Annotated in this window: 23 protein-coding genes; 8 read left to right on the forward strand and 15 right to left on the reverse strand. The window is 42.1% G+C overall.

The features are described from left to right. Window positions 1-18: 18 nt before the first annotated feature. The 9 genes from ACQ7EO_RS13695 to ACQ7EO_RS13735 all read right to left on the reverse strand — a co-directional run bounded on the left by ACQ7EO_RS13695 (window position 19) and on the right by ACQ7EO_RS13735 (window position 10849). Window positions 19-1533: an aldehyde dehydrogenase (NADP(+)) gene (locus ACQ7EO_RS13695; RefSeq protein ID WP_434277666.1), complete on the reverse strand. Its 1515-nt coding sequence runs from the start codon at window positions 1531-1533 to the stop codon at window positions 19-21. A gap of 30 nt (window positions 1534-1563) precedes the next feature. After that, a complete protein-coding gene (locus ACQ7EO_RS13700) occupies window positions 1564-2562 on the reverse strand; it encodes an ABC transporter permease (protein ID WP_434277667.1) in 999 nt (332 codons plus the stop codon). Between the two features lie 49 nt (window positions 2563-2611). After that, entirely contained in the window at window positions 2612-4141 is a 1530-nt protein-coding gene (locus tag ACQ7EO_RS13705) for a sugar ABC transporter ATP-binding protein (protein ID WP_434277668.1), read from the reverse strand. Between the two features lie 46 nt (window positions 4142-4187). Further along, window positions 4188-5297 (reverse strand): sugar ABC transporter substrate-binding protein, encoded by a 1110-nt coding sequence (locus tag ACQ7EO_RS13710; protein WP_004820493.1) that lies wholly within the window; start codon window positions 5295-5297, stop codon window positions 4188-4190. A gap of 242 nt (window positions 5298-5539) precedes the next feature. Next, window positions 5540-6253 (reverse strand): ribose 5-phosphate isomerase A, encoded by a 714-nt coding sequence (gene rpiA, locus ACQ7EO_RS13715; RefSeq protein WP_303577361.1) that lies wholly within the window; start codon window positions 6251-6253, stop codon window positions 5540-5542. 47 nt (window positions 6254-6300) lie between these two features. Further along, window positions 6301-7140 carry a MurR/RpiR family transcriptional regulator gene (locus tag ACQ7EO_RS13720; RefSeq protein WP_004721513.1) on the reverse strand — a complete coding sequence of 280 codons (840 nt, stop codon included), beginning with the start codon at window positions 7138-7140 and terminating at the stop codon, window positions 6301-6303. Window positions 7141-7179: 39 nt separating this feature from the next. Next, complete coding sequence (locus tag ACQ7EO_RS13725) at window positions 7180-7827, reverse strand: HAD family hydrolase (RefSeq protein ID WP_434277669.1); 648 nt, start codon at window positions 7825-7827, stop codon at window positions 7180-7182. Window positions 7828-7843: 16 nt separating this feature from the next. Continuing rightward, window positions 7844-9361, reverse strand: coding sequence for a xylulokinase (gene xylB / locus ACQ7EO_RS13730; protein ID WP_434277671.1), 1518 nt, complete (start codon window positions 9359-9361; stop codon window positions 7844-7846). Window positions 9362-9364: 3 nt separating this feature from the next. Further along, window positions 9365-10849 carry an aldehyde dehydrogenase family protein gene (locus ACQ7EO_RS13735; RefSeq protein WP_419304747.1) on the reverse strand — a complete coding sequence of 495 codons (1485 nt, stop codon included), beginning with the start codon at window positions 10847-10849 and terminating at the stop codon, window positions 9365-9367. A gap of 291 nt (window positions 10850-11140) precedes the next feature. Between ACQ7EO_RS13735 and ACQ7EO_RS13740 the strand changes: the two genes are divergently transcribed. The 6 genes from ACQ7EO_RS13740 (at window position 11141) to tatC (ending at window position 16092) form a co-directional block, all read left to right on the forward strand. Next, window positions 11141-12286 carry a fumarylacetoacetate hydrolase family protein gene (locus tag ACQ7EO_RS13740; RefSeq protein WP_434277673.1) on the forward strand — a complete coding sequence of 382 codons (1146 nt, stop codon included), beginning with the start codon at window positions 11141-11143 and terminating at the stop codon, window positions 12284-12286. Continuing rightward, window positions 12286-13239, forward strand: coding sequence for a C-terminal binding protein (locus ACQ7EO_RS13745; RefSeq protein WP_434277675.1), 954 nt, complete (start codon window positions 12286-12288; stop codon window positions 13237-13239). Before ACQ7EO_RS13740 ends, ACQ7EO_RS13745 begins: the two co-directional genes overlap by 1 nt. Before the next feature lie 25 nt (window positions 13240-13264). After that, a complete protein-coding gene (locus ACQ7EO_RS13750) occupies window positions 13265-14026 on the forward strand; it encodes an SDR family NAD(P)-dependent oxidoreductase (RefSeq protein WP_434277677.1) in 762 nt (253 codons plus the stop codon). Between the two features lie 565 nt (window positions 14027-14591). After that, window positions 14592-14810, forward strand: coding sequence for a Sec-independent protein translocase subunit TatA (gene tatA / locus ACQ7EO_RS13755; protein ID WP_434277678.1), 219 nt, complete (start codon window positions 14592-14594; stop codon window positions 14808-14810). Window positions 14811-14827: 17 nt separating this feature from the next. Beyond that, a complete protein-coding gene (tatB, locus tag ACQ7EO_RS13760) occupies window positions 14828-15310 on the forward strand; it encodes a Sec-independent protein translocase protein TatB (protein ID WP_434277679.1) in 483 nt (160 codons plus the stop codon). Continuing rightward, window positions 15307-16092, forward strand: a complete 786-nt coding sequence (tatC, locus tag ACQ7EO_RS13765) for a twin-arginine translocase subunit TatC (RefSeq protein ID WP_419336137.1) — start codon at window positions 15307-15309, stop codon at window positions 16090-16092. The genes tatB and tatC overlap by 4 nt, the downstream gene beginning before the upstream one ends. A 118-nt stretch (window positions 16093-16210) precedes the next feature. Here the strand turns inward: tatC and ACQ7EO_RS13770 are convergent, their stop codons facing one another. The 6 genes from ACQ7EO_RS13770 to ACQ7EO_RS13795 form a co-directional block, all read right to left on the reverse strand. Further along, entirely contained in the window at window positions 16211-17326 is a 1116-nt protein-coding gene (locus ACQ7EO_RS13770) for an NAD(P)-dependent alcohol dehydrogenase (protein ID WP_105714740.1), read from the reverse strand. A gap of 33 nt (window positions 17327-17359) precedes the next feature. Further along, on the reverse strand, window positions 17360-18814 hold the full coding sequence (locus ACQ7EO_RS13775) for a benzaldehyde dehydrogenase (protein ID WP_434277681.1): 1455 nt from the start codon (window positions 18812-18814) through the stop codon (window positions 17360-17362). Window positions 18815-18909: 95 nt separating this feature from the next. After that, window positions 18910-19791 carry a transporter gene (locus tag ACQ7EO_RS13780; protein ID WP_434277682.1) on the reverse strand — a complete coding sequence of 294 codons (882 nt, stop codon included), beginning with the start codon at window positions 19789-19791 and terminating at the stop codon, window positions 18910-18912. A gap of 514 nt (window positions 19792-20305) precedes the next feature. After that, a complete protein-coding gene (locus ACQ7EO_RS13785; RefSeq protein ID WP_434277683.1) occupies window positions 20306-22102 on the reverse strand; it encodes a sigma-54-dependent Fis family transcriptional regulator in 1797 nt (598 codons plus the stop codon). Between the two features lie 255 nt (window positions 22103-22357). After that, window positions 22358-23053: an LrgB family protein gene (locus tag ACQ7EO_RS13790; protein WP_434277685.1), complete on the reverse strand. Its 696-nt coding sequence runs from the start codon at window positions 23051-23053 to the stop codon at window positions 22358-22360. After that, window positions 23050-23442, reverse strand: a complete 393-nt coding sequence (locus tag ACQ7EO_RS13795; protein WP_434277686.1) for a CidA/LrgA family protein — start codon at window positions 23440-23442, stop codon at window positions 23050-23052. Before ACQ7EO_RS13795 ends, ACQ7EO_RS13790 begins: the two co-directional genes overlap by 4 nt. A 343-nt stretch (window positions 23443-23785) precedes the next feature. Between ACQ7EO_RS13795 and ACQ7EO_RS13800 the strand changes: the two genes are divergently transcribed. Together ACQ7EO_RS13800 and cydB are read left to right on the forward strand one after the other, a co-directional pair. Continuing rightward, a complete protein-coding gene (locus ACQ7EO_RS13800) occupies window positions 23786-25243 on the forward strand; it encodes a cytochrome ubiquinol oxidase subunit I (RefSeq protein WP_434277687.1) in 1458 nt (485 codons plus the stop codon). Next, the gene (gene cydB / locus ACQ7EO_RS13805; RefSeq protein WP_056512861.1) at window positions 25236-26240 is read left to right on the forward strand and encodes a cytochrome d ubiquinol oxidase subunit II; all 1005 of its coding nucleotides are present in this window, start codon (window positions 25236-25238) and stop codon (window positions 26238-26240) included. Before ACQ7EO_RS13800 ends, cydB begins: the two co-directional genes overlap by 8 nt. The last annotated feature ends 14 nt before the right edge of the window (window positions 26241-26254 follow it).

Here is a 26254-nt window from a genome sequence, read left to right on the forward strand (position 1 = left end):
ATTAGGCTTGATTTTTACTTAACGTAAATCCACAGGAAGCAAGTCTTCCGCAATGTTTTGATAACACACAGGACGCATAAAGCGACGAATCGCCAGCGTGCCTACAGAGCTTGCACCAAAGTTTGTTGAAGCTGGATAGGGTCCGCCATGAACCATGGCATCACATACCTCAACCCCAGTTGGGAAACTATTTGCAAGAATACGACCTGCTTTACGTTCCAGTACAGGCAGTAATTGACTTGCAACGTGATGATCTGCTTGATCAAGATGAAGCGTACAGGTAATCTGCCCCTCAAGGGACTTCGCCACGTGCATCAATTCATCGATATTTTTAACAATAACCACTAAACCCAGCGGTCCAAATACCTCTTGTTCTAAGGTCTTATTCTCCAGCCATGCTTTGCCTGTTGTAACAAACAGATAAGGACTCGCATTACGCAAATCACTGCTTGAACTAAAGACTTCACTTACCCCTGCTGTATTTGCCAAACGTTTTTGCCCTTCACGATAAGCCTCGGCAATCGCATCGGTTAACATAACCTGTGCTGGAACAGATTCAAGTTTTTTTACAACAGTTTGAATATACGTATCTGCTGCTAAACCTTCGATCAACACGGCGACCCCAGGATTGGTACAGAATTGACCTGCGCCTAATGTCAATGATTCCGCCCAGCCTTTGGCAATTTCAGCACCACGATTGGCAATTGCATTTGGCAAAATAAACATTGGATTAACAGAACCCAATTCGCCAAAGAACGGGATCGGTTCTGGACGTGCAACACAAAGATCATATAAAGCACGTCCACCACGCAACGAACCTGTAAATCCAACCGCTTTAATCAACGGATGTTGTACTAAGCTTTGACCAACATCTAATGCTCCACCGTGGACTAAACTAAATACACCAGCGTGCAGTCCACATTTTTCAATCGCAGCATGAATCGCTTCAGCAACAATCTCCGCTGTACCTGGATGTGCCTCATGTCCTTTAACCACAACTGGACACCCTGCGGCCAATGCCGATGCTGTATCCCCGCCTGCCGTTGAAAATGCCAGCGGAAAATTTGATGCACCAAACACTGCAACTGGACCGATTGGGCGTTGCATCAAACGAATATCTGGACGTGGCAGTGGCTTTCGATCCGCAAGTGCAACATCATGCCGGCGATCCAAAAACTCACCTTTCAAGATATGTGCAGCAAAAAGTCGCAGCTGCCCCACAGTACGCCCACGTTCTCCTTCCAGTCGAGCCTTGGGCAACCCTGTTTCTTGGGTTCCAATCTGGGTAATCGCATCTGCTCGAGCTTCGATTTCATCAGCAATGACATTGAGAAAAGTCGCGCGCTGCTCAAGCGTTGAGTAACCATAAGTGCAAAAAGCATCTTCTGCCGCTTGGCACGCTTGATTGACAAGTTCACGATGACCGACAGAAAAGCGAGATACTGAACCATCAATCGGGTTATTGGTAAAAGTCTGATCAGTCGCAATCCACTTCCCTGCGATTAAGTGCTGACCATGTGGTTGAAAAGACATTGTGCTTGTTCCTCGATCAAGTTGAGTAAATTAACCAAAATAACGGACGCGGAAAGCATCAATCAGTACTGCAATAAAAATCATGATTCCTCCAATCATTCCGACATAAAAAGAAGGCACATTGATAATTGCAAGTCCGACCTGAATGATCGTGAGTAGCAATACACCACCCAATACGCCTTTCACATTACCACGGCCACCAAATACACTGACACCACCAATAATGGGCGCCGCAATCGCATAGAGTAGATAGCTTGAGCCTTGATTTGATGTAATCGCCATTTGCCATGAAGCCAGTAAGAATCCCGCAAGAGCAGCAAGAAACCCAGAAATGGTATAGGTCATAATTTTGATACGCTTCACTCGGATTCCCGCAGAGAGTGAAGCAGCAGGATTTCCACCTACAGCATAGATTGAACGACCTAAAACGGTATGTTTCAACATCACGCCAATAATCAGCAACATGATCAAAAATACCACCGGCATTAATTGCCAGGTCCCGAGGGTTGCTTGCCCAATCCAGGTATAAGCTTCTGCAAAATTATTCAGCGTTTTGCCTTGTGTTAAGGCCAAAAGTGCACCTTGAAGGATGATCATCATTGCTAGGGTTTGGATCAACGCAACCATTTTTAGTTGGGTGATACACCAACCATTAAAGAACCCAATAAAAGTACCGACCAATAAGCCCAGTAAAATCGCGGCAAACCAAGGTAATCCCCAATCAGAATAAGCAAGTGCACCCACAGCAGCGGAAAAACCTGCATTTGCTGGAATTGAAAGATCGATTTCAGCAATCAACAATGGCAATGCGACAGCCAAACCCAAAAGCCCTAAAACGGTTGCCTGCACCATAATATTTTGCAAATTAAACACGGTAAGAAAGTATTCATTAAATGCACCAAAAATGATGACCAAAGCGATCAACCAAATCCAGACCACGTTGTGGAGCACCCAACCTAAAATTTCGCGGGTATTTTTCTTTGCTGTAATGTTGGTGATCTTATTGTCTGCTGCTATTTCATTACCCATTGCATCTCTCCTTACTCATTGCATCTATCCTTATGATTGTCTCGTGACATCACGCCTGAACGGATGCGCGTAGACGGTCGACGGTAATCTCCTGACCCGTCAATGTTTCTTTTACAGTCCCTTGATCAAAAATACACACCCGGTCGACCACACGAACCAATTCGTCCATATCGGTTGAAACAATGATGACCGCAACACCAGCACGACTAAGTTCATCAATGATGCGCAATACATCTTGTTTCACCCCAATATCAATTCCACGTGTCGGTTCATCCACCATCAGCAATCGTGGCTTTGCTGCCAACACTCGCCCCAAACACACTTTTTGTTGATTACCACCACTCAATGTATCCACTGCATATTCAGCATTGGGGGCTTTCACCCCCATTGCGTTAAAATAATGCTGAATCACCGAATCCTCTGCCTGTTGATCGATAAATCCCAATTTTGAGCGTTGTGATAAAGAAGAAAGCGCAATATTCGATCCAATTGACATCTGTCCCACCGCCCCATCATGACGACGATCATCAGAAAGATAAGCAATTCCCATATCAAAGGCTTCATGTGGAGATGTTGCTAAAGCTTGCGCATCTTCGCCATGCATTGAGATTGAGCCTTTTGCAGGATGCAATCCAAAGATTGCCCGAGCAATTTCTTTGGCACCTGCGCCAGGCAAACCTGTAAATCCAATCACTTCGCCTGGACCAATGTTCAGTTGTTGCAAGGCCAAATCTTTGCCATATATATTTTTTAAACAAACAGCAGGGATTTGACCGGTGTAATCACATCGCTCCCGTTGAAAAAGCGCAAGATCTCTCCCGATCACCAACTCAGTCAGTTGTTCAGAACTCATGTTACTCACATTGTCAGAACCACCTGCCAAACTGCCATCACGTAATACAGTCACCGCGTCACAAATTTCAAGAATTTCGTCGTTGTAGTGTGAGATAAAGATAAACGTTACCCCCGTAGCTTTTAATTTATGCATAAAATCAAATAACTGACGGCGATCAGCAACGGTTAATGCCGCTGTTGGCTCATCCAAAATAATCACCCGACCACCAGAGAACATCGCCCGTAGAATATTTAACTTACGTCGTGCCACCGCATTTAAATGCCCTGCTAGCGCTTTGGCATCGATATTGGTTCCTTCAAGCATGCGACTTGCATTACCACGCAAAGTTTTCCAATCGATAAAGCCTTTTTTATTCGGCCAGATACCCAACATCAGGTTTTCTTCTGCGGTCATGTTGTCAATGATCATTGGCTCTTGTGTCACCAAGAAAACCCCAGCGGCTTCCATTGCTTTGACATCAACATGCTGAAGTACACGACCATTTAAAATAATTCGCCCAGATGTAGGGGTGACTTGTCCCGAAATAATGCCAACCAATGTGGATTTACCTGCACCGTTTTCACCCAGCAAGCCATGAATAGAACCTTTACCAATCTCAACCGTGACACCGCGTAGTGCTTGAACCACACCATAACTTTTAGTCACATTCTCAATGCTTAGGATCTTCTCATTAATAGCCTTATCAATATTCCGTTCATGTAATCCCATTTTTTCTCTCAACATTGCTTATTTGTCATCACTGGAACAAGTCTGCTTTACTCAATACGAATTAAGCATAGGGAATGCCCCAATCCTTCTCAGCCACTGCCCCCCAATGTCTTGCATCACTTGCATTGTCCTTATTGATGACAAAAGCTGGAATAATCAGTGTTGGTCCTGTTTTACCTTTTACGATGACGCCTTTTTCCCAAAAGTACTTGGTGTTGTGGTATTCACCCAAAGGCACTTCTGCATTTTTCAATGAATGCTTAGTTAGCATTTCAACCGCAATCTCACCATAAGCAATTGGGTCTTGAGATACACATGCATCCATATAGCCTTCCTGAATCCATTTCAAAGCAATTGGCTCACCATCAATCGTCACGAAAATAACATGGCCTTCCTCACCGACCTTCTTCCAGCGATTTCTTTGTTGCAATGCAGTCGCAATACCGCGTGCAGGAGAGTCAGAAGGTGCATGTACTGCATCTAGATCAGGATGCTCAGATAAGGTAGATAAAGTTACCGCCAGCATTTTTTCCAGTTGCCCTTCAGTCGGTCGAGACAAATAGGTAATTTCTGGGTATTTCGCAAAAACTGAATCCATGCCTTCTTTACGTAAACGCCATGCCACAGAAGCCAAAGCACCAAAACAATTTAAGACTTTACCTTTTGGCTTTCCGTACTTTTTGACCAGACGACTTACAATTTCCTCTGCAGCAATGACACCGCCTTGAAAATTATCAAAACTCACAGTAATTGCGACATCACCACCATCCGCAGGCGTATCGATGATACCGACAGGAATTTTTTGCTGGTTATAGCGCTGGATGGCAGAAACAATCGCCTGACTGTCTATTGAATCTGAAATAATCGCCGATGGTTTTGATAAGAGTAAGCTCTGCCACTGCTCAAGCTGACGGGTACTGTCAAAGTTTGCATTGGTGGCTTGAAACTCGCCTGAGTTGGCTTGCACCGCACGTTTAACCGCTTCTTCCTGAATCACAAAGAAGTAGTAATCAAGACTTTTATTGGAATATGGAATTGAAAGACGAGTTGCGGTTGATGTAGAACGACTACATCCTATCAACCCTCCCCCCAAACTCAGTCCTATACCTGCTGCAACTGCGCTTTTAAATAGATTACGACGGGTTATTCCGCCCTGATTTGATTTTGTCATTGGAATATCTCCTTTATTCCTTATTTATTAAATCTAGTAATACTATATTTTTAATTAAACTGTCAATAACATCCCATACAGAATATTTAAAAAATAATCTTTAGATACAATAAATAGATACTTAAAATTAAACAAAAAAAGCTTAAATATATAATAAACACGGATATTTAAGAGAAATATCAACCATTTTATTCTGGTAAATCGATTTTAGTTTTATAACAACAAAATATAGTTTTACTATATTATCGCATTTTGACGTAAGAGGTCCCATCAAAACACGCCACCACCATCCCCACCGCTTCACGGGTAAACAGACCATTTTCGACCACACCCGGAATTCGATTAAGCTCAATCTCTAATGGTGATGGATCTTTGATTATTGGCCCACAATGGCAGTCTAGAATAAAATGACCACTGTCTGTTATAACGGGTTGTCCATCACGCATTCGACGTTCAATCCGTATATTGTCAATACCATGTTGTGCAAGTACACGTTCAACCATTGCTAAGGTTTGCTTCCATGCAAATTGCACCACCTCAACTGGAAGCGGAAAGCCACCCAAACAATCGACAATCTTGGTTTCATCACAAATACAGATCATTTGTTTGGAAGCATGAGCGATGATCTTCTCCCAAAGCAAACAAGCACCGCCGCCTTTGATCATATTAAACTGATGATCAACTTCATCTGGACCATCAATAGTCAGATCAATTTCACCGATCTCATTGGGATCCGTAATTTCAATCCCCACCTGTTGTGCCACCTCAATGGTTGAACGAGAAGTGGTGGTACACGTCAGGGTTAATCCATGTTCTCGGATGTGTGCACCCAACTCTCGAACAAAAAAATGCGATGTCGTTCCAGAACCTAAGCCCAATTTCATACCATCATGGATAAAATCCTGAATTACTCGGCGTCCTGCTACTTTTTTTGCCTCATCCTGTTGATTACTCATTCAGTACTCCTGTTACTTACGCAGCTTCACTGCTACTTTTTAATTGATCAAATCTTGTCCGTGTGCCATAAATCAAGCGCCGGCAATTGATCAGGAAATTGACTACCACTTGCGATTGCAATGGCAGTGACTAACATATTGGTCACCAGATGATGGTTCAGACGTGAAGCCAACGGCGTCATAAGCTCGGTATGCTCATAAGGCTGCACGGCAATCAGCACATCTGAAATCTGTGCCAATGGACTATCATGTGCCGTAATCGAAACCACTTTTGCACCACGTTTACGGGCAATGCTGGCAATCTCAACCATTTTACGCGTATGTCCAGACTGCGAATAAATCAAAATAACTTCTTCAGGTCTGGCGCTATCGGCATGAATACGTTGGTGCTTTGTACCAAGCAAGGCCTGACAGCGGATACCCAGTCGTTGAAATTTATGTTCTGCATCCACAGCATTAATTTCAGACATTCCTGTGGCATAAATGCCAACCCAATTTGCTGCTTGTAGGCAACCTGCTCCCGCCGTGATTTGCTCTGGTACTAAATCTTCAGCCAAGCGCTGAATTGCATTCAGGGAATTACGGCAGGTTTTCCGCACAATATTTTCAATACTGTCATTGGGAATAATTTGCTCATAAGCAAATGGTGCAGATGGCACTAAGCTCTGCGCCAATTGAAGTTTTAAATCCTGATAACCCTCAAAACCAAAACGGCGGCAAAAGCGCATAATAGTTGGATCACTGACAGAACAGACTTCAGACAGACTCGCCATACTCATCTGGATCACTTCAGATGGTGATGTCACCACAAAATCAGCCACACGTCGTTCAGCACGATGCATGTTTTCACTTTCTTGAAGAATCCGCTGTAACAAACTGACGGTCATACCATTACACTCCTAGCCGCCACTTGACAGCACATCAAATCAAACTTGTAATAAATCCGCCAAACGACTTAAACGTTGCTTGGCAGAAATTTCCACTTCTGGGCCACCGCCCCAAGGTACAACAAAAAAAGGCACATCGGCACCCACTGCAGCTTGTTGATCAATGGGTGTATCGCCCACATATGCCCAGCCACCAGAAACCAAATTCATCGCGTCCGCCACAGCCAACAAATGTTTTGGATCTGGTTTACAGGCAGGTACCGCATCCGCACCCAAGGCTACATCAAATAATTCAGATAAGCCCAATTGCTGCAACACTTTAGCAGTGATTGCATGGGTTTTGTTGGTACAAATGCCCAATTTTATCCCAGCCGATTTTAACGCCTCAAGATCTTCACGTACGTGTGGAAAAATTCGGGTATGCCCCGCAGGATTGGCCAGATACGCCTGTTGGTAACATTGTAGAGTTTGCTGTAATGTTACTTCGTCATAGGCAACATCCAATTCATCTAAAATATCGATAATCAGCCGACGTGGACCATTGCCAAGAAATTTTTCAACAAAATGCGCCTCAAGCTTGGGCCAACCATTTTGAGCAAAGCCAATATTTAAAGCCTCCGCAATATCAGGCACACTATCAATCAGCGTGCCATCTAAATCAAAGATAAATGCAGAATAAGCAGTCATAAAAAACTCCTGAGAATTATTGGTCAAAAATTGGAGAACTTAACGCGGTAAGCGTTTGCCCCAATACGGGATAGAGACTGCGATACATTTCATGCGCTTGTGCATACACCTCAGCGACTGCCAAATTTGGCTGTTCTCTAGAAATTGCCCGAAAGTTTTTGATTGCACTTTGTGCATCGGGCCAAATCCCCATTGCCAAGCCAGCAACCAATGCAGCACCAAAGGCGGCACCTTCAGCAGCACCATCGGTTGTCACCACCTCACAACCAAATACATCGGCCTGGATTTGTCGCCAAAGGGTAGACTTTGCACCACCCCCAGAAGCTTTAATCACATGCTTTTCAATCCCTAATGGCTGCATTAAGGAATACATATCCGCCAAGGCATGCACCACCCCTTCCATCACAGATCGAGCAACATCACCACAACCATGTCGCGCAGTGAGACCGATAAGTGCACCACGCGCTTTAGGGTCGGCATGTGGACAACGCTCACCATACAGATAAGGTAGAAACAATAAACCCTTTGCACCCGCCGTACTCGCTGTTGCTTTGGCAACAATTTGCTCAAATGAAAGATGTTGCCCGTCAGCAATATGACAAAAATTCTCACGAAACCAATTCATTGCACTGCCAGCATTGAGAGAGACACCCATACAATGCCATTTATCAGCAGCCACATTGCAGAAAACCTGCAAACGACCTTTCGGATTTTCTTGTGCTGTATCTAAGGCAGCAGCGAGGATCCCACCTGTACCAAGTGTAGTTTGCAATTCACCTGGCTCAATCACCCCAGAACCAAAAGTCTGAATTACCGAATCCCCCCCCCCACCCGCGACAGGCAATCCTTCTGGAAGACCAAAGAGTGCTGCGCCTGCTGCTGAGACGCGTCCTGAAATCACTTGTGATTCAAATACCGGTGGGAGTATTTCAGGATCAATTCCTATCTTTTCAATCAAGCCCATCGCCCATTGTCGTGCACGCACATCAAACAAGCCTGTGCCAGAAGCATCAGAAACCTCAGTGGCAATCACCCCAGTCAGACGTAAACGCAAATAATCTTTCGGGTTCAGCATGCTACGCATACGCGCAAACAGTTCAGGCTCATGGCGTTGCATCCAAAGAATTTTGCCACCGGTATAGCCCACCAACATTCTGTTATTGGTTGCCGCAAGCAAGCAATCTAAGCCACCAGCAGCCACGACAATATCATCACATTCAGCTTGATTACGTTGATCATTCCATAAAATGGCTGGGCGTAAAACTTGCTGTGAAGCATCAAGTGGAACCAAACCATGCATCTGCCCAGACAAGCCAATACACAATATTTGCACTGGAGGCGCTTTGGCCAATGCCCCTGCGACAGCCTGACGTGCACCCTCCACCCACAATTCAGGATCTTGCTCTGTCCAACCTGGTCGAGGTCTAGACAATGGATAAGTTGCGATATCGGCTGAAACAACTTTTCCTTCAATATCGATCAATAAAGCCTTACATCCTGAAGTTCCTATATCTATCCCTAGAAGTACTTGCATAAATCAATTCTCCACGCCGTGGTGTAAACGAATATGTTTGAAATTAAAATATTCAAGCAATCCTTCACGACCATGTTCGTAGCCAACGCCACTCTGCTTACGACCACCATAAGCAGCATTCATTATTCCAGCATCAACGTTATTGATCGCAACATTGCCATAATCAAGACCCGCTGAAACCCGATGAATTTCTATCAAATTTTGAGCATAACAATAAGCTGCTAAACCATAAGGTGTATCATTGGCATAGCTGATTGCCTCATCCAAATCATCAAAAGGTGCAACCCCAACCAAAGGACCGAACGTTTCTTCGCACATGACTTGCATACTATGCTTACAATCCGCGATCACAGTTGGACGAAAAAAATGTCCTTTGGCATATTGGGTCCCCTCTGGTGCTTTACCACCAGCCACCAATCGTGCACCTTTAACCAAAGCATCTTGGAGATGGATACGCGTTTTATCCAAAGGTTCAGCAGATGCCATTGCGCCGAGATCAGCAGCTGGATTTTCCAAGCCATTATCGACACTCAATGCATCAGCCGCCGCTGCAAGTTGAGTAACAAACTCCTCATATACTGCGCGATGTACATAGATGCGATTAATCGCAATACAGATTTGCCCACAATTACGGAAGCTACGACGTGCTGCACCTTTGACCGCTGCATCAAGATCGGCACTCGCAGTGACAATCATTGGGCAATTGCCACCCAACTCTAAAGACAGTCGCTTCACTTGTGGGCAGCTTTGTTGAATATGCAAACCCACTGCACTTGAGCCCGTAAATGCAATTTTATCCACTTGCGGATGCTCGACCAGTGCCTGCCCCACTTGTGAGCCTTTACCTGTCAATACATTGACTACACCTGCAGGAATACCTGCTGCATGACATTTTTGTGCAATTGCCAAAGCAGTAAATGGCGTCAATTCAGCAGGTTTAATAACGATGCTACATCCAGCAGCAAGGCTGGCACATAATTTCCATCCAACCAACTCAGCGGGATAGTTCCACGGTGTAATTGCAGCAACCACACCAATCGGTTCACGTACCACTAAACTTTGGAATCCTTGTTGATCATTGGGAATAATTTCACCATGCACTCGCGTGGCTTCTTCAGCATAAAAATGACATGCTTCAGCGAGTTTTAGAATTTCACCTTTTGCTTCATTAACAGGTTTGCCTTGTTCCGCTGTCATGATCATTGCCATATTTAAGGCATCCGCAGCAATAAGATCGCCTAAACGATGCAAAGCGATCGCACGCGTTTTTGGCACAAGCTTAGACCATGAAGCAAATGCATGACGTGCAGCAGAAACAGCCGCATCAATCTCATCCGTTGTTGCTGCAGCAATATGACCAATCACCTCACCCGTTGCAGGGTTTAGCACAGGCAAGCGAGGTCCTTTACCTTTAGAAAATTTTCCGTCGATATATAAAGTACTGTCGAGTACAGCGATTGATTCAGCTAAAGCATTATTTTTCATCATTTACTTCACGCCTTCCTATGCGAGTAATCTTGTTATTCATTGTTAAAATATATAGTAATACTATTTTTATGCAAGAATAATTTATAAATTATCTAAAAACCCTTTGGAAAAACATCAAAATCAACAATAAAAATAAAATAATTTATAATTAAAAAACAAATGAATATATTAAAAATTTATTAATGTAAGTGAATAATCTCTGCATATACTTAATACACTACTTGACCAAAGCTAAAATTAAAAAGTAGTATTACTAGATAGAACAAATGATAAACAAAGGAAGGATTCTCCATGTTACCCACATCACTCAACAGCGCCAAATTGGTTGGACGTGTTTGGCTTCCTCACAAAGGGCCATCGGTTGTCATCTTACGTGACAACATACTGATTGATGTTACTGAGTCAGTCATCTCAATAGCTGATTTTCTTGACCATGATCCTACTGGTCGTTTTGACCAACTCACTGGTGAAGTACTTGGAAAAATTGAAGATTTAGTGCTTGATCCTACAGAAATGGGTTACCACGCAGATCGTCCTTGCTTACTTGCACCCTGTGACTTTCAATCCTTAAAAGCTTGTGGGGTTACTTTTGCCAAAAGTATGGTTGAACGTGTCATCGATGAACGAACCTCTGGTGATCCTGCTCGTGCCGAAGCATTACGTCAACGTATAGGTACACTGATCGGTGGCAGTTTATCGAATATTCAAGCAGGTTCTGAACAAGCAGCCGAAGTTAAAGCGACCTTGATTGCTGAAGGTTTATGGTCACAATATCTCGAAGTCGGGATTGGGCCAGATGCCGAAGTCTTCACTAAGTCACAACCCATGTCTGCTGTAGGTTATGGCGCACAAGTGGGGATTAATCGGATTTCAGCATGGAACAACCCTGAGCCAGAAATAGTGTTGGCGGTGGATAGCCAAGGCAATATCCGTGGTGCAACGCTGGGCAATGATGTCAATCTACGCGATGTTGAAGGTCGTTCAGCGCTATTACTCGGCAAGGCAAAAGACAATAACGCATCATGTTCAATTGGCCCGTTTATTCGTCTATTTGACTCAGATTTCACCCTTAGCGATATTGAGAATGCCACGCTTCACATGTCTGTAACTGGTGCAGAAGATGGTTTTAGCATGTCGGGACAGTCCAATATGGCGGAAATCAGTCGTAAACCCGCGCATCTGGTCGCACAAACCTACAATGACTCGCATCAGTACCCAGATGGCTTTATGTTATTTTTAGGCACAATGTTTGCGCCAACACAAGATCGAGAAGGTCAAGGTTCTGGCTTTACCCATAAACCAGGTGACGTGGTCGAAATCTCAACTCCGCTTTTAGGCACATTACGCAATACGGTTGTTTATGCTGATCAAGCGCAACCATGGACTTATGGAACCCGTGCACTGATGCGTAATTTAGTAAAACGAGGAGTGCTCTAATGAAATTAGTGGTTACTGATCAAGCCTTTGGCAATACACGACATGAGCAAGCAGCCGCACAAGTTGCTGGGGCAAGTTTTGCAGCATTTCAATGCCATAATGAAGCAGAAACAGTACAAGCCGTTGCAGGAGCAAATGTAGTACTCAACAACTTTGCACCCATGACCCATCGTGTGATGCAGGCCATGGCAACTGGTGCAACCATTGTACGTTATGGGGTTGGTGTCGATAATGTTGATCTCGTCGCCGCAAAACAACTTGGGATACAGGTATGTAATGTACCTGATTATGGTATTGAAGAAGTCGCTGATCATGCAGCTGCCATGACCTTGATGATGGCACGTAAACTCAATCAATATGACCAAGGTATCCGCGCAGGTGAATGGAAGATCGACCAAATGGTTACAGGTATTCGTTCGTTGCGTAATACCACTGTAGGTTTAATCGGGCTAGGACGTATTGCGAAAGCTTATGTCTCACGCCTCGCTGCCTTTGGTTGTCATATAATTGGCTTTGACCCATATGTCACCGAAGCGCAAGCAAAAGCACTAGGCGTTCACCTGATGTCACAGGATCAAGTGATTTCTTCTGCCCATGTTTTATCGCTACATGTTCCACTGACTCCTGCAACACGTCATTTAATTGATGCTGAGGCGATGGCAAAAATGCCTCAGGGTTCAATCATTATCAATTGCTCAAGAGGTGGATTGATTGATGAAACAGCATTAGCCGCAGCCTTGCTCAGTGGACAAATCTCAGGCGCAGGACTCGATGTCTTTGCACAAGAGCCATTACCAGCAGACTCGCCTTTACGTACAGCACCTCATTTAATCATGTCTCCACATGCAGCGTTTTTTTCTGATACATCGGTAGATACCTTACAGCGCTTAGCCGCTGAAGAAGCATTACGCAGTTTACGTGGTGAATCGTTACGATGCCCACTCATCACATAAAATGGAAAAGACAAAGAGAAAAGATATGGATTATCGCAAGAAAATGGACTTAAGCAATAAACTGGCACTGGTCACAGGTGCAGGTCAAGGCATAGGCGCAGCAATTGCTGAAGCACTTGCTGCGACAGGCGCCGAAGTTATTTGTACCGACATCTTACTGGATCGTGCAACAACAACTGCACAAGCGTTAAAGGCCAAGGGCTATCTTGCGCGTGCGGAAAGCTTAGATGTCACGGATAGTGCAGCGATTAACGCGCTTGCTCAAGCATTACCAGCGCTGGATATATTGGTATGTAATGCGGGCATTGTGACGAATACCCCAGCTGAGCACATGACAGATGAGGAGTGGGATAATGTCATCAACATCAACTTGACTGGCATCTTTAAGACTTGTCGTGGCTTTGCCCGTCAAATGCTGGATGCTGGGCGAGGATCGATTATCAATATTGGTTCAATGTCAGGACAGATTGTCAACGTGCCACAACCGCAATGTCACTACAATGCCTCAAAAGCAGGCGTGCATCATTTAACGAAATCTCTTGCAGTTGAATGGGCTCAACGTCATATTCGAGTGAATGCTATTGCCCCCACCTATATTGAAACACCGTTATTAACAAACCTTGAAAACCAAGATCACATAGTCAATCAATGGCTGGATATGACACCAGCTAAACGTATGGGGCAAGCGCATGAAATTGCGTCTATTGTGCAATTTCTGGCTTCAGATGCCTCAAGTCTAATCACAGGTTCAATCATTACGGCGGATGCTGGCTATACCTGTATTTAAAATTAACACGCTCAATGCGATCTATTAAGCTTGGGCCTAACTCGAAAATAAAGAAGATGATCTTATTCAAGCATTGGAACAGAATCAGATTATGGGGTATGGTACAGATATAGTGGATCAGCAATCCAGTTGAGCGGCTTGTTGTTTAATCAAGCCGAATAGCCCAAAGCAACTCAAGCCTCATCTGCTTAATTTATCCATTACAGGAGAGATGACTAAAACAACCACTGAAACATGGCAATGATTATTTTCAATGCTATTTCGATATTAAAAAACGATTTAAACAAGAATATTCCAAGGATTAAACGGAATTTAATTGACTGGACAAACAAAGTGAAAATGATGCTGAAAGAGAAAAAATTCTTGTGAATTTATTGAAATTTTCTCTTTTAAAAACTTAACTTATACCCTACTCGCTCAAAACCTATTCATTTTAAATGCACTGCTTTTAAATGTAAGACCCTAAATGATTAGGTTATTTAAAACAATGAATTGAATCAATGGATGTTGATATCAATACAGTAAAAATCAATTCTCATGGACAGGAATAACAAGGGAGAACACTATGGCTGGTTTATCAATTTGGCATGTGATCATTTTTGCAATTGTGGTTATTTTATTATTCGGGACCTCTAAGCTTAAAAATATTGGTAAAGATGTTGGCGGCGCAGTCAAAGACTTTAAAAAATCAATGCGTGAGGAAGAAAACATCACATTAAAAGAGACCAACACGCTTGAACATGAGGAGACTAAGAAACCATCCGACTCAACCATTAACAGCTAAGTTTAGGGATGATATAGATGTTTAATGTTGGAATGTCTGAACTTTTTGTGTTTGGCATTATCGCTCTTCTGGTACTTGGGCCAGAAAAACTGCCAGAAGCCGCTCGTTTCGCGGGGAAATGGTATGCCAAACTCATGCATTTTGTGAACAATGCCAAACAAGATATTGACCGTGAACTCGGGTTATCCGAACTACGTGAGCAAGTCCAACAAGAAATGCAGCGTATGGCCGAGCTTGAACAAAAAATGCAATCCCAACTTGCTGAACTTCGGCAGCAAACAGAGGCAAGCGACGCTAAACAACAGCTACAAAGCAGCGCTACTGAAAAAACAACTAAGTTTAACAGTTTGATTTATTGTGATTTGTTGAGTAATCAAGCGTATTACTCAGTATTTACACCCTATTATTTACAAAACTATTTACAGCATCAACCACCATCTAATGATCATCAGACAGAGCCTAAAGCCTCATCTCCAGTAAAATTAAAGGTGATTGCATGAATACACAGCTCCCTCAATCTTCATCACCCGCTGTGATTGCAAAAGACCTACCGTCTGAAGAACTACAGCAAATGCCACTGATTGAACATTTGGTGGCGCTTCGTCAACATTTGTTTAAAACGGTAGGGGTTCTATTCGCACTATTTTTTTGTTTATTGCCTTTTGCCAATCGAACGTATCAACTACTCTCAGAACCGTTAAGAGCACAACTTCCTGCCAATTCATCCATGATCGCAACAGATGTTACTGCAACATTTATGGCACCATTTAAGCTTAACTTTTTTGTGGCGATTCTGCTGGCAATGCCTTTTATTATTTATCAGCTCTGGAGCTTTATTAAACCCGCACTTTATGAAAAAGAAAGATCACTGGCACTCCCCTTGTTGTTCGGTAGCATCCTATTATTTTACGCAGGGATTGCCTTCGCTTACTTTATTGTACTGCCTTCTATTCTGCATTTTTTCATCAGTGTCTCTCCCGAAACCGTCGCACCCATGACCGATATCAATAGTTATCTCAGCTTTTGTTTAAAGTTATTTTTGGTGTTTGGGGTAACTTTTGAAATTCCAATGATCACACTTTTATTGATTTTGATTGGTGTGGTTAGCACTCAGAGTTTAATTGCAAAACGCCGCTTTATTATAGTGGGCTGTTTTTTTATCGCTATGTTTGTAACACCACCTGATGCAATTTCCATGATTATGCTTGCGATCCCAATGTGGTTATTGTTTGAGCTAGGTTTATTATTTGGAAAATTACTGGAAAAGCGAAGAAAGCTCTAAACTCATCCAAATAGCTTAAAACACTTAACCTAAAATCTGAAACTAAACCCAAAATTTAAACTTAAAAAACTTATAATCAAAGAAATGGCATGCTCATCAATGAGCATGCCATACAAGATTATGCAATTTTAATAATCGGTTTGAGTGTAATACCCTTGTGACTATCTATCGCAGCTTGATTGATTTCATCAAATGCATAGAATTTTACAAGTTGGTCAAATGGAAATTTCCCTTGTTGATATAAGCGGACTAACTCAGGGATAAATTTCTTGGGCGAACCACTCCCCTCAACGACGCCTAAAATCGTTTTCCCACCCAATAACAGATCATTTACATCAAATTGTGCAGTTGTGCCTAATTGAGGTGCACCTACCACGGCGATTTTGCCTAAAATACCCAGCGCATCAACACCTTGTTTTAATATCTCAGGTCGCCCAGTAGATTCCAAGGCAAAGTTGACTCCACCATCAGTAATCTCTTTAATCGCAGCCACAGGATCTTGAGTTTTACTATTGATCACATGAGTTGCACCCAATTGTTTTGCCAATTCCAAACGTGATTCAACAATATCAACAGCGATAATGATCGAAGCACCACACACTTTTGCCGCAAGTAAAGCACTTAGACCAACAGCGCCAGCACCCCAAGTCACAAAACTACTGGCAGGTGTCACTTTTAAGGCATTTATACATGCGCCAGCACCTGTTTGAATACCACAACCTAATGGTCCTAATAGTTCGATTGGTACATCTTTAGTCACTTTAACCGTGTTATTTTCACGACTTAAAGCATAGGTTGCAAAGGAGGATTGGGCAAAAAAATGATCATTAACCACGCCATGATCATGGGTACAAAGTGCATGATTCCCTTCTGAATCTGCCCCACTAAAATTTCGTCCAAAAAACTCTGAACAATAGGCAGGATTACCAGTATTACATTGGGTACATTTCCCACAATAACCATAGCTTAAAACCACATGATCGCCGACTTGAAGCTCGGTTACGTTAGGGCCAATCGCCTCAATAATTCCTGACCCTTCATGTCCAAGGACGGCAGGCAGCGGTACCGGATAATATTGATCACGTACAATCAAATCGGTGTGGCACATTCCTGTAGCAACCACTTTTACCAATACTTCATCACCTTGCGGCTGACGTATTTTTAAAGCTTGCAGCTCAAAGTCAGCACCTTTACATGGGGTCACTGCGGCAATAATATCTTTTAATTCACTCATGGTATAACGTCCTGTCATGATTTATTTAATTGTTTAAAAAGGATAATGTGGCGCTTGAGCCTGTACTGTAATCCATTGCCACTGGGTAAATTCATCGGCATTGGCAGGGCCGCCAATACGCGTACCATTACCTGATGAACCAAAACCACCAAATGGATTGACCGTTTCATCATTTACGGTCTGATCGTTGATATGTAGCAAGCCCACTTTAAGCTGCGCACCGAGTTGCATACCACGTCCCACATTGGAGGTAATAATGCCTGCTGAAAGCCCATAATCGCCGTCATTGGCTAGTTCAATGGCCTGTTCATCTGAGCTAAACGGGATCAATACCGCAACAGGACCAAAAATCTCTTCACTAAAAATCGAATTATTTGCAGTCACATCTGTCAGTACAGTCGGTTGAAAAAACACCCCATCGGCATGTCCACCGATTTCCAATGTTGCGCCTTCTTTAACCGCAGCACTAACCAATTGTTCTACACGTTGCGCTTGTTTGGCATTGATCAATGGCCCAATAGTGACATTCTTGTCACTAGGATTGCCCACCACAAAATTCTGCACTTTTTCAATGACACGCTGTTTGACCTGTTGATAAATTTTTTGGTGAATCAAAATCTTGCCAGAGGTCATACAAATCTGCCCAGAATGTAAAAATGCACCCCATGCAATATTTTCTGCTGCCAACTCAATATCCGCATCATCCAAAATAATCAGTGAGTTTTTCCCACCCAGTTCTAGAGAGACTTTCTTTAAGGTCTTTGCCGCATTCGCCCCAACAATCCGTCCAACTTGGGTTGATCCCGTAAATTGGATACTGGCAATATTTTGATCCAAAGTCAGTGCTTCACCAACTTCTGCCCCACCTGGCAATACATGCAGCAGCCCCTTTGGCAATCCTGCAAGTTCAAAAATCCGTGCAATCACATAGCCACTGCACACTGCTGTACGCTCATCAGGTTTTAACACCACCGCATTACCAAAGGCCAAAGCCGGTGCCACAGCACGTAAAGCTAAGTACAGTGGAAAGTTAAATGGAGAAATGACCCCAACAACACCTAAGGGCAAGCGTTTCGCAATACTTAATTTGCCATTTTGCGTAGGTAATAATGTGCCCTGTTCAGTTGCAGGTGAAGCAATACAATGTTTAAGCACTTGAATCGCAATACTCACTTCAAAGCCTGCTTTCAGTTGTAATGAGCCACTTTCCTTAACCAGCCACTCAATCACTTCCGCTTGATTTTCTGTCAGTAAAGCAGCAGCTCGCTCAAACACTGCCTGACGCTCTTGATAATTTAAAGCCCACCACTGTTGTTGAGCGGCTTTGGCTTGTTGTGCAGCACTCACCACATCAGCGGCAGTGGCATAACCGATTTCACCAAGCACTTGACCTGTTGCAACCTCAATCACACTGTAGATGTCTTGGGCTGACTGCCATGAACCGTTAAATAATTTTTTATCCCAAAGCTCTTTTGTGAATATAGACATTATGACCTCTTCAAAATTTATTTAGACAATTGCTTTACTGTTCCAACTGCATCCTTGTAAAAATGACGCAATCAATGTGTTACACCTGCTTTAAATTAAAAAATGTAAAACACACGAAAATTTAGACCGTAATCTTTCTTAAATCCGCTTTCTGTTCGTGTGTCTGAAAGCAACTGTGCACTTAATTGAGTTTTTGCATTCAGCATTTGCTGAAACTCCAATCGCGCTTGTTGCTTTTCCATGTTCTGATCCAGTTTGATTCCATCCAGCTGTTGTTCACCCCCATAATTTGCGGCATAACCGAAGGCGATTCTCTGTTTAGAATTCAAGTCGTAACGTAAGTTAAATTGAGTTTGATAGCTGGTCGCTTGTGAAAGTGTTTGATCACCCTTTCCTGCTTCATCGTTGTCTCCATACCAAATCACATCTTGATAAAGTTCAAAAGCAAACTTGCCATATAGCGGCTGTACCCATGCAAGTTGAAGATCATACTTAAATCGGTTTTCGCCTAAATTCACCGCATCATTTCGATCATATTGCCCAACTGGCAAATAAATAAATGGGGTAAATGCCAGATAACGACCCGATGAACCTTGTTCAGGTTGATTAATCAACCAAAATGCAGAAGCAATTACTGGATCTGCAAAACCTGAGGCATTGTTTAAATTAGTATCGCCAATTTGCGTATGCCGTATTGTTCCAAATGGTAAAATTATTTGAGGTGTTGCACGTAAACCAGCGATGTCGGTGTAATGAATTAAGCGCGTGATAGCGATATCCGATTTAGATTCAGCTCTGGTTTTTTCACCATTTTGGTAATAACCCTCCATTTGACTATGTTGATAATAGAACACACCTGCATTGGTGCCTTTTGGCAACGCTGTATAATCCCCCACGTTTACGCCAATCGCATGGCTATACTGTACAAACATGCCACTCAACATAAGAAGCAGGCTATTTTTATTGCTAAAACGCATCATCTATTCCCTTTAGTTTCAAGCATCCTTTTCACTGCTCATTGCACTTGTTTAAATTTTGAATCAAAAATCAATCTATTTATCCATGACGAATCGACCATCTACACTTGATAAATCGATTGATAGATTTGTTTTAATCAAATATGAGCCATAGAATATTTGCAGTTAGCGTGCCAATATTTTTATAATTAATAATCATGGACTTAAAACAAGGTTACATTTCCAATGTCCAATAAATGGACAGCATTGAGAAAGCGCTGTCCAATCAATGGACAATCGCTGAGAGCCTAAAACAAGGATGGGGGGGTAAATATGAATAAGGATTAAAAACAAGAATTAGGGTTAGTTAAGTTTAAAAATAATGCGTACGTAATAAGTTGATATTTAGGAAACTTTGAGTTGCCCAAGCATGATGAACAATCAGTAAAAAAAGATCAAAGCTATTCCGAAAAGACATAACAGACTGTCCCAAGATCAAGCTTTGGATGGAGTAAACGTTGCAATAAAATCAGTATTAATTGCCAATATATTTATAAATCGTTGTTCTTGAAATGTTTAAGCGTTTCGCTGTCCTTGCGATATTGCCATTTTCTTCTTGTAACACCTGCACAATCATTTGCTTGGTCAAGCTATTTAAGTTTTTATTTTCATCTAATATCAGTTGCTTACTTTGCTGCTGAATCGCTAAATCAGCTTCAGGTAAATATAAATGATTTAAAATTTCACTGTCTTTAAATGCTGCGGATAGCTTCACTACATGAATTAATTCACGAATATTTCCTTCCCATGCGTGCCTATTAAATTGTTGTTCTACATGGCTCGACCATTGTGCTATACCAAATTGATCCAGAACGTGATGTAAAATGATCTGTTTATCTTGACGTAAGCGCAAGGGTTGTAAATGTACCTGAAAACCGCAAATACGATAATATAAATCACGGCGGAATGACTGCTGTTGTATTTTACTTTTTAAATCCTGATGTGTTGCACATAACAGTTTAAATGCTGACTTGATCGGTTTACGTCCTCCGACCCGATAGAACTGCTGATCTTGTAACACTCTTAAAATTTTTACTTGTAAATGTAACGGCAAATCACCAATCTCATCGAGAAAGAGTATGCCTTGATCCGCCAGTTCAATTAAACCTTTTTCGCCTTGCCGTTTAGCACCTGTGAAAGCGCCGCCTTCATAACCAAATAATTCTGCTTCAAGCAAATGATCTGGTATTGCACCACAATTAATTGAAATAAAAGGTAAATCTACATCGAGCTTCTGATGTAACTGCTGAGCAAAATGATCCTTACCTGTGCCAGTTTCTCCGGTAATCAATACAGGAATATCAGCTTTTAATGCTTTCAGCGCTTGATCAAGCAAATGCTGTGTCGTGATTTTGCTTGTTTTATTCTGCAACTGCCCATTCACACTAAGTAGCTGGGCATAAAAAAACGCATGGTCAAAACTTTGAATTAAAAAACAATCACTCGAATTTAATGGATTCAAATGCTCAGTGAGTAAAAAATGATCCATTGGTTGCTGCAACAATTGCTCAATAGAACAGTTCAGCAATTTCAACGCCATTTGGTTGGCTTTGAGGATTTTTCCTGATTGATCCAATACGATCATGCCCGTATAGGCATTGTCCAGTAAATCTTTGGAATGTTGAAAATAAAGGACCCGTTGATCAGGTTGTAGCGCTGCCTGAATAATCTTATTTTCCAAAATATAACTTTGGAAAAGTAAGTGACGCAACCAATTGCTCGCCAAAAGCCCTTGTGGTGAAGTGATATCTAAAGCACCGAGTACATCACCACAGCCATTGAATATCGGAACCGATGCACAAGAATAATTCGAAAATTCATCCAGATAATGTTGATGCCCTGTCATGATCATAGGCTGTTTAGACATCACACTACATGTCGGTGCAATCGCACCAAACACAGAGGGCTCAATAATACGACCCGTGCATAAATAATGATATTGATCATCTAAATCAGGATTGTGACGTTCAGCAATAATTTTAAGCTGATGATTAATTAAGAAAACAATAACATCCTGTTGCCCAAATAAGCGCCAGACATCATTTAATACACCTTCAGCCAATGCAGCTAATTTTATATCACCCTGTGAAAGGTCAGCGACAGGAAACTCGTCTAAGTCAGTGATTTTGGAGAAAGGACTTAAGCCCGAATTTTTTGCACTTTCCCAAAGCTGTAAAATAGGTGAATCTCGTTGCACAAGCTCTGGCAGTTCTCCAGTATTGTAAAAGTTATATTTAATATTTTGCCAAGAAAATTCAGATAACCCATCCATAAGCCTATTCCAAATCCAGCAGTTGCTTTCGATCATCCCCTTGATGATCCCAATATAAAATCACCCTCTCTAGAATATGACAAGGGCTAAATACAATTAAATATGTAGCACAACATCTGCACTATCACAAAATCCTATACGGAGATTTAAAATAAATATCCATATAAATCAATTATATTACACATTACATACTGTCTTTAAATACCGCCTAGACTTCATTTTTAAATGTTATTTTTCAATCTAAATAAAATGAAATCAAACAATATGTTTAATCAATGAAATCATAAATGGCGCAAATAACACCATGATGATCCCTGAAATAATCATGGATAGACTGGCAATCACCCCTTCCAATTCATGGCGTTGTCTTGCTCGCGCAATCCCCATCGCATGAGCGGCATTTCCTAGAGCAGCGCCTTGTGCAATACGGTTTTTATAGCGCATCCATAACAGTAAAAAATCACCAAATAACATTCCCACTAAGCCGGTTATGACCGTAAACAAGGGAATTAAACTGATTGAGCCGCCAATCTTTTCAGTCAACTCCAAAGCAAATGGAATAGAAATCGAACGTGCCAAAAGACTATTTTTCAAAATTTCGTCGAAATTGAATATACTTGCCAATAGCCAGCTACTTAAGATCCCCACCAGCATAGACACACTAGAACTGACGATTAAAACGAAAAAATACTGTTTGACGATCGCTCTATAACGAAATACAGGAATCGCAAATGCCACTGTAATTGGTCCTAACATGGCAACCAAATATTGGGTGTATAGGTAATAATCTTGAAAGCGATGCTGAAATATAAAGATCAAAATAATACTGAGACTCGGCACCACAATAATCGGAGAAAAATATATTTTCTGGGTAAAAACAAATACGCGCTTTGCCAAGAAGTAACACAGTACCGTCCACAGCAAGTAAAAAATTCCCCACAACTCCGTCATTCCATATCATCCTGTTGCAAGAATATTTTCACCATCAACACAGAGCTTGCCATCACCAAAGCGGTACTGAGTAAAATCACCAGAAATATTTTCCAACCACTGATTACAAGCAATTGCTGATACTGAATCACACCGACCACTGGCGGAATAAAAAACAGTAACAGCTCACCCAACAGAATATCGGCACCTAGACTCACCTTTTCCAAATTGAGCCATTGCGTTTGCAATAAAATCAGCAATATAAAAAAACCTAAAACACCTGATGCAATGGGTAAATTCAACAGTTTTTGCAACATATATGCAAAACCCCAAATCGCTATAATCAAGCTGATTTGGTAGCTCGCGCGCTTGATGGTGGTTAACTCAGATATTGTATAAAACACTGTCATTTACATCCGTATATTCATCATGACTCAAGCTAAATTTAAAGGTACATACCTTTTTTAACTTAAAATTAAGTGATATATCCGTAGTTTGCAGTGCATTAAAGAAAAAAAATAGCTACAAAAGCAGCCGATAAAAATATAACAGTTTAGCCATGTTTTAAAAATCTGTTATATTTTTTCTCCTCATTTTCTGTACCTACATCCCAACTAAATAATGGTGCAAGATCATAATAATTATTTCTAAGTAGGTAGTTTTTATGGAACGATCTATGGTTTTTTCCAAACTTAATCATGACGGTCATGGGTCTATAGCGGTCCAATGCCTCAAGCAACGATGGGGCATGCAATGAGTCTCGGATTAACTGCACTAGAACTGGCAAGAATTCAGTTTGCTTTCACTGTGTCTTTTCACATTATTTTCCCTGCAACCTCTATTGGTTTAGCCTGTTTCCTTGCACTGCTGGAATGGAAATGGTTGCGTACACAAAACCCAGTTTACAAAGACCTTTTCAAATACTGGATTAAGATTTTTGCTGTTGCATTTGCTATGGGTGTTGTTTCAGGCATTGTCATGGCCTACCAGTTTGGTACCAACTGGAGTGAGTTCTCGCGTATCTCAGGGAGTGTGACGGGGCCATTGCTCACCTATGAGGTTTTAAGCGCATTTTTCTTAGAAGCAGGCTTCTTAGGAATCATGCTTTTTGGTTGGGGCCGAGTCACCGCAAAGGCACATTTTTTTGCCACACTTATGGTCGCCATTGGAACCTGTATTTCCATGTTCTGGATTTTATCCTCTAACAGTTGGATGCAAACACCACAAGGCTTTGCAATAGAAAATGGCATCATTGTCCCGACAGACTGGTGGGCAATTGTATTTAACCCCTCGTTCCCCTATCGCTTTGCACATATGGCAACAGCTGCATTTTTAGTGTCTTCATTATTGGTTGTGGGCACAGCTGGCTGGCATCTGCTTAAAGGTCGTCGTGATGAATTAATTAAAAAATCATTCTCTATGGGTTTATGGATGGTGCTGGTAACCTCTTGTTTACAAGTGGTTATTGGCGACAACCATGGTTTAAACACCTTAAAACACCAACCAGCGAAATTGGCAGCAATTGAAGGACACTGGGAGACCAACCGTGACCATGCGATGCCACTTCTGCTGTTTGCAACACCAAATATGCAACAAGAAAAAAATACAACTGAATTCGGTATTCCCTATTTAGGCAGTTTGATTCTAACCCACTCCTTAGATGGCGAAGTCACTGGATTAAAGGACTTTGCAGCTGAAGATCGTCCAAATGTAGCCATCGTGTTCTGGAGCTTCCGTGTCATGGTGGGTCTTGGCATGTTAATGGTATTGCTGTCTTTAACAGCCTTATGGCTACGCAAAAAGAATCGGCTATACGAGTCTACATGGTTTCATAAATTCGCTATTGTGATGGGCCCAACGGGTTATATCGCTTTACTCGCAGGTTGGGTTACAACAGAAGTAGGAAGACAGCCTTGGGTGGTTTATGGCGTATTACGTACCAAAGATGCGTTATCGCATACCGTAACAGCAGACCAAGTGGGACTCAGTCTGATCATTTTTGTACTGGTGTATACCGTTGTATTTGGTGCAGGGATTTATTATATGTTCAGACTCATGAAATCTGGACCTGAGTTTTTAACTCATTTAGATCCTGAAATAACCAGTTTAGGGCATTTTAAAACCCCATTACGCCCCCTCAGTGCTGTGGATGATCCAATCGATGGACAACAAGCGCCGCTAGATCAAAATAAGGAGAAACATCATGATTGATCTCGCTTTAATATGGGTCGGCATTATCGGTTTAGGTGTACTGATTTATGTAGTGATGGATGGCTTTGATTTAGGCATTGGAATTCTCTTTCCATTTATTCCAGACCGACAAGAACGTGATGTCATGATGAATACGGTCGCCCCTGTCTGGGATGGTAACGAAACATGGATGGTGCTTGGCGGCGCGGGATTATTTGCAGCCTTTCCGCTGGTCTATTCTACGGTACTCTCCGCTTTATACCTTCCCATTATATTTATGGTGGTCGCATTGATTTTCCGTGGTGTTGCCTTCGAGTTCCGCTTTAAAGCAACTCGAACCAAATACTTATGGGATCAAGCCTTTATTTGGGGATCGATCTTATCTAGCTTTTTCCAAGGGGTTATCCTTGGTGCATATATCCAAGGTATTCAAACCACTGCGGGTATTTATAGTGGCGGTGTATGGGATTGGTTTACCCCTTTTTCACTTTTCACTGGTTTAGGTGTTGTTGTCATGTATGCCACTTTAGGTTGTGGCTGGTTAATTTTAAAAACGGAAGCGCGTTTACAAGACATCATGTATACGCTGATGCCAAAGCTGTTAATCACATTAATGATTATTTTTGCTGCCGTCAGTATCTATACCCCGATCACACATCCTGAAATTGCCCAGCGCTGGTTTGCATTACCAAACCTTATCTATTTCAGCCCTGTGCCTATTTTAGTTGTACTCTTTTCTGGTTTAATTTTACATGCCTGTAAGCAACGACATGAGGTCAAACCTTTTGTTTATACGCTGGCATTGGTTTTTCTGGCATTTACTGGATTTGTAATTAGTTTATGGCCCAATATCATTCCACCTTCAGTTTCAATTTGGCAAGCCGCTGCACCAGAATCAAGTCTTAAATTTACCTTGGTCGGTGCGGCAATTCTGATCCCAATTATTATCGCTTATACCTTCTTGTCTTATTGGGTTTTCCGAGACAAAGTCCGTATTGGTGATGAAGGCTATCATTGATCAAGGAGTTTTAG

It is taken from the genome of Acinetobacter sp. CE-15 (assembly GCF_051059255.1).
Lineage (GTDB): Bacteria > Pseudomonadota > Gammaproteobacteria > Pseudomonadales > Moraxellaceae > Acinetobacter > Acinetobacter guillouiae.

Excerpts from the sequence above, each read along its gene's own strand:
- ACQ7EO_RS13750 (WP_434277677.1), top strand. The coding sequence starts at position 13,265 with ATGGATTATCGCAAGAAAATGGACTTAAGCAATAAACTGGCACTGGTC.
- ACQ7EO_RS13770 (WP_105714740.1), bottom strand. The coding sequence starts at position 17,326 with ATGAGTGAATTAAAAGATATTATTGCCGCAGTGACCCCATGTAAAGGT.
- cydB (WP_056512861.1), top strand. The coding sequence starts at position 25,236 with ATGATTGATCTCGCTTTAATATGGGTCGGCATTATCGGTTTAGGTGTA.
- ACQ7EO_RS13800 (WP_434277687.1), top strand. The coding sequence starts at position 23,786 with ATGAGTCTCGGATTAACTGCACTAGAACTGGCAAGAATTCAGTTTGCT.
- ACQ7EO_RS13725 (WP_434277669.1), bottom strand. The coding sequence starts at position 7,827 with ATGACTGCTTATTCTGCATTTATCTTTGATTTAGATGGCACGCTGATT.
- ACQ7EO_RS13790 (WP_434277685.1), bottom strand. The coding sequence starts at position 23,053 with ATGACGGAGTTGTGGGGAATTTTTTACTTGCTGTGGACGGTACTGTGT.
- ACQ7EO_RS13735 (WP_419304747.1), bottom strand. The coding sequence starts at position 10,849 with ATGATGAAAAATAATGCTTTAGCTGAATCAATCGCTGTACTCGACAGT.
- tatB (WP_434277679.1), top strand. The coding sequence starts at position 14,828 with ATGTTTAATGTTGGAATGTCTGAACTTTTTGTGTTTGGCATTATCGCT.
- ACQ7EO_RS13710 (WP_004820493.1), bottom strand. The coding sequence starts at position 5,297 with ATGACAAAATCAAATCAGGGCGGAATAACCCGTCGTAATCTATTTAAA.
- ACQ7EO_RS13780 (WP_434277682.1), bottom strand. The coding sequence starts at position 19,791 with ATGCGTTTTAGCAATAAAAATAGCCTGCTTCTTATGTTGAGTGGCATG.
- ACQ7EO_RS13695 (WP_434277666.1), bottom strand. The coding sequence starts at position 1,533 with ATGTCTTTTCAACCACATGGTCAGCACTTAATCGCAGGGAAGTGGATT.
- ACQ7EO_RS13785 (WP_434277683.1), bottom strand. The coding sequence starts at position 22,102 with ATGGATGGGTTATCTGAATTTTCTTGGCAAAATATTAAATATAACTTT.
- ACQ7EO_RS13700 (WP_434277667.1), bottom strand. The coding sequence starts at position 2,562 with ATGGGTAATGAAATAGCAGCAGACAATAAGATCACCAACATTACAGCA.
- rpiA (WP_303577361.1), bottom strand. The coding sequence starts at position 6,253 with ATGAGTAATCAACAGGATGAGGCAAAAAAAGTAGCAGGACGCCGAGTA.
- tatA (WP_434277678.1), top strand. The coding sequence starts at position 14,592 with ATGGCTGGTTTATCAATTTGGCATGTGATCATTTTTGCAATTGTGGTT.
- ACQ7EO_RS13775 (WP_434277681.1), bottom strand. The coding sequence starts at position 18,814 with ATGTCTATATTCACAAAAGAGCTTTGGGATAAAAAATTATTTAACGGT.
- ACQ7EO_RS13705 (WP_434277668.1), bottom strand. The coding sequence starts at position 4,141 with ATGTTGAGAGAAAAAATGGGATTACATGAACGGAATATTGATAAGGCT.
- xylB (WP_434277671.1), bottom strand. The coding sequence starts at position 9,361 with ATGCAAGTACTTCTAGGGATAGATATAGGAACTTCAGGATGTAAGGCT.
- ACQ7EO_RS13745 (WP_434277675.1), top strand. The coding sequence starts at position 12,286 with ATGAAATTAGTGGTTACTGATCAAGCCTTTGGCAATACACGACATGAG.
- ACQ7EO_RS13795 (WP_434277686.1), bottom strand. The coding sequence starts at position 23,442 with ATGACAGTGTTTTATACAATATCTGAGTTAACCACCATCAAGCGCGCG.
- ACQ7EO_RS13720 (WP_004721513.1), bottom strand. The coding sequence starts at position 7,140 with ATGACCGTCAGTTTGTTACAGCGGATTCTTCAAGAAAGTGAAAACATG.
- tatC (WP_419336137.1), top strand. The coding sequence starts at position 15,307 with ATGAATACACAGCTCCCTCAATCTTCATCACCCGCTGTGATTGCAAAA.
- ACQ7EO_RS13740 (WP_434277673.1), top strand. The coding sequence starts at position 11,141 with ATGTTACCCACATCACTCAACAGCGCCAAATTGGTTGGACGTGTTTGG.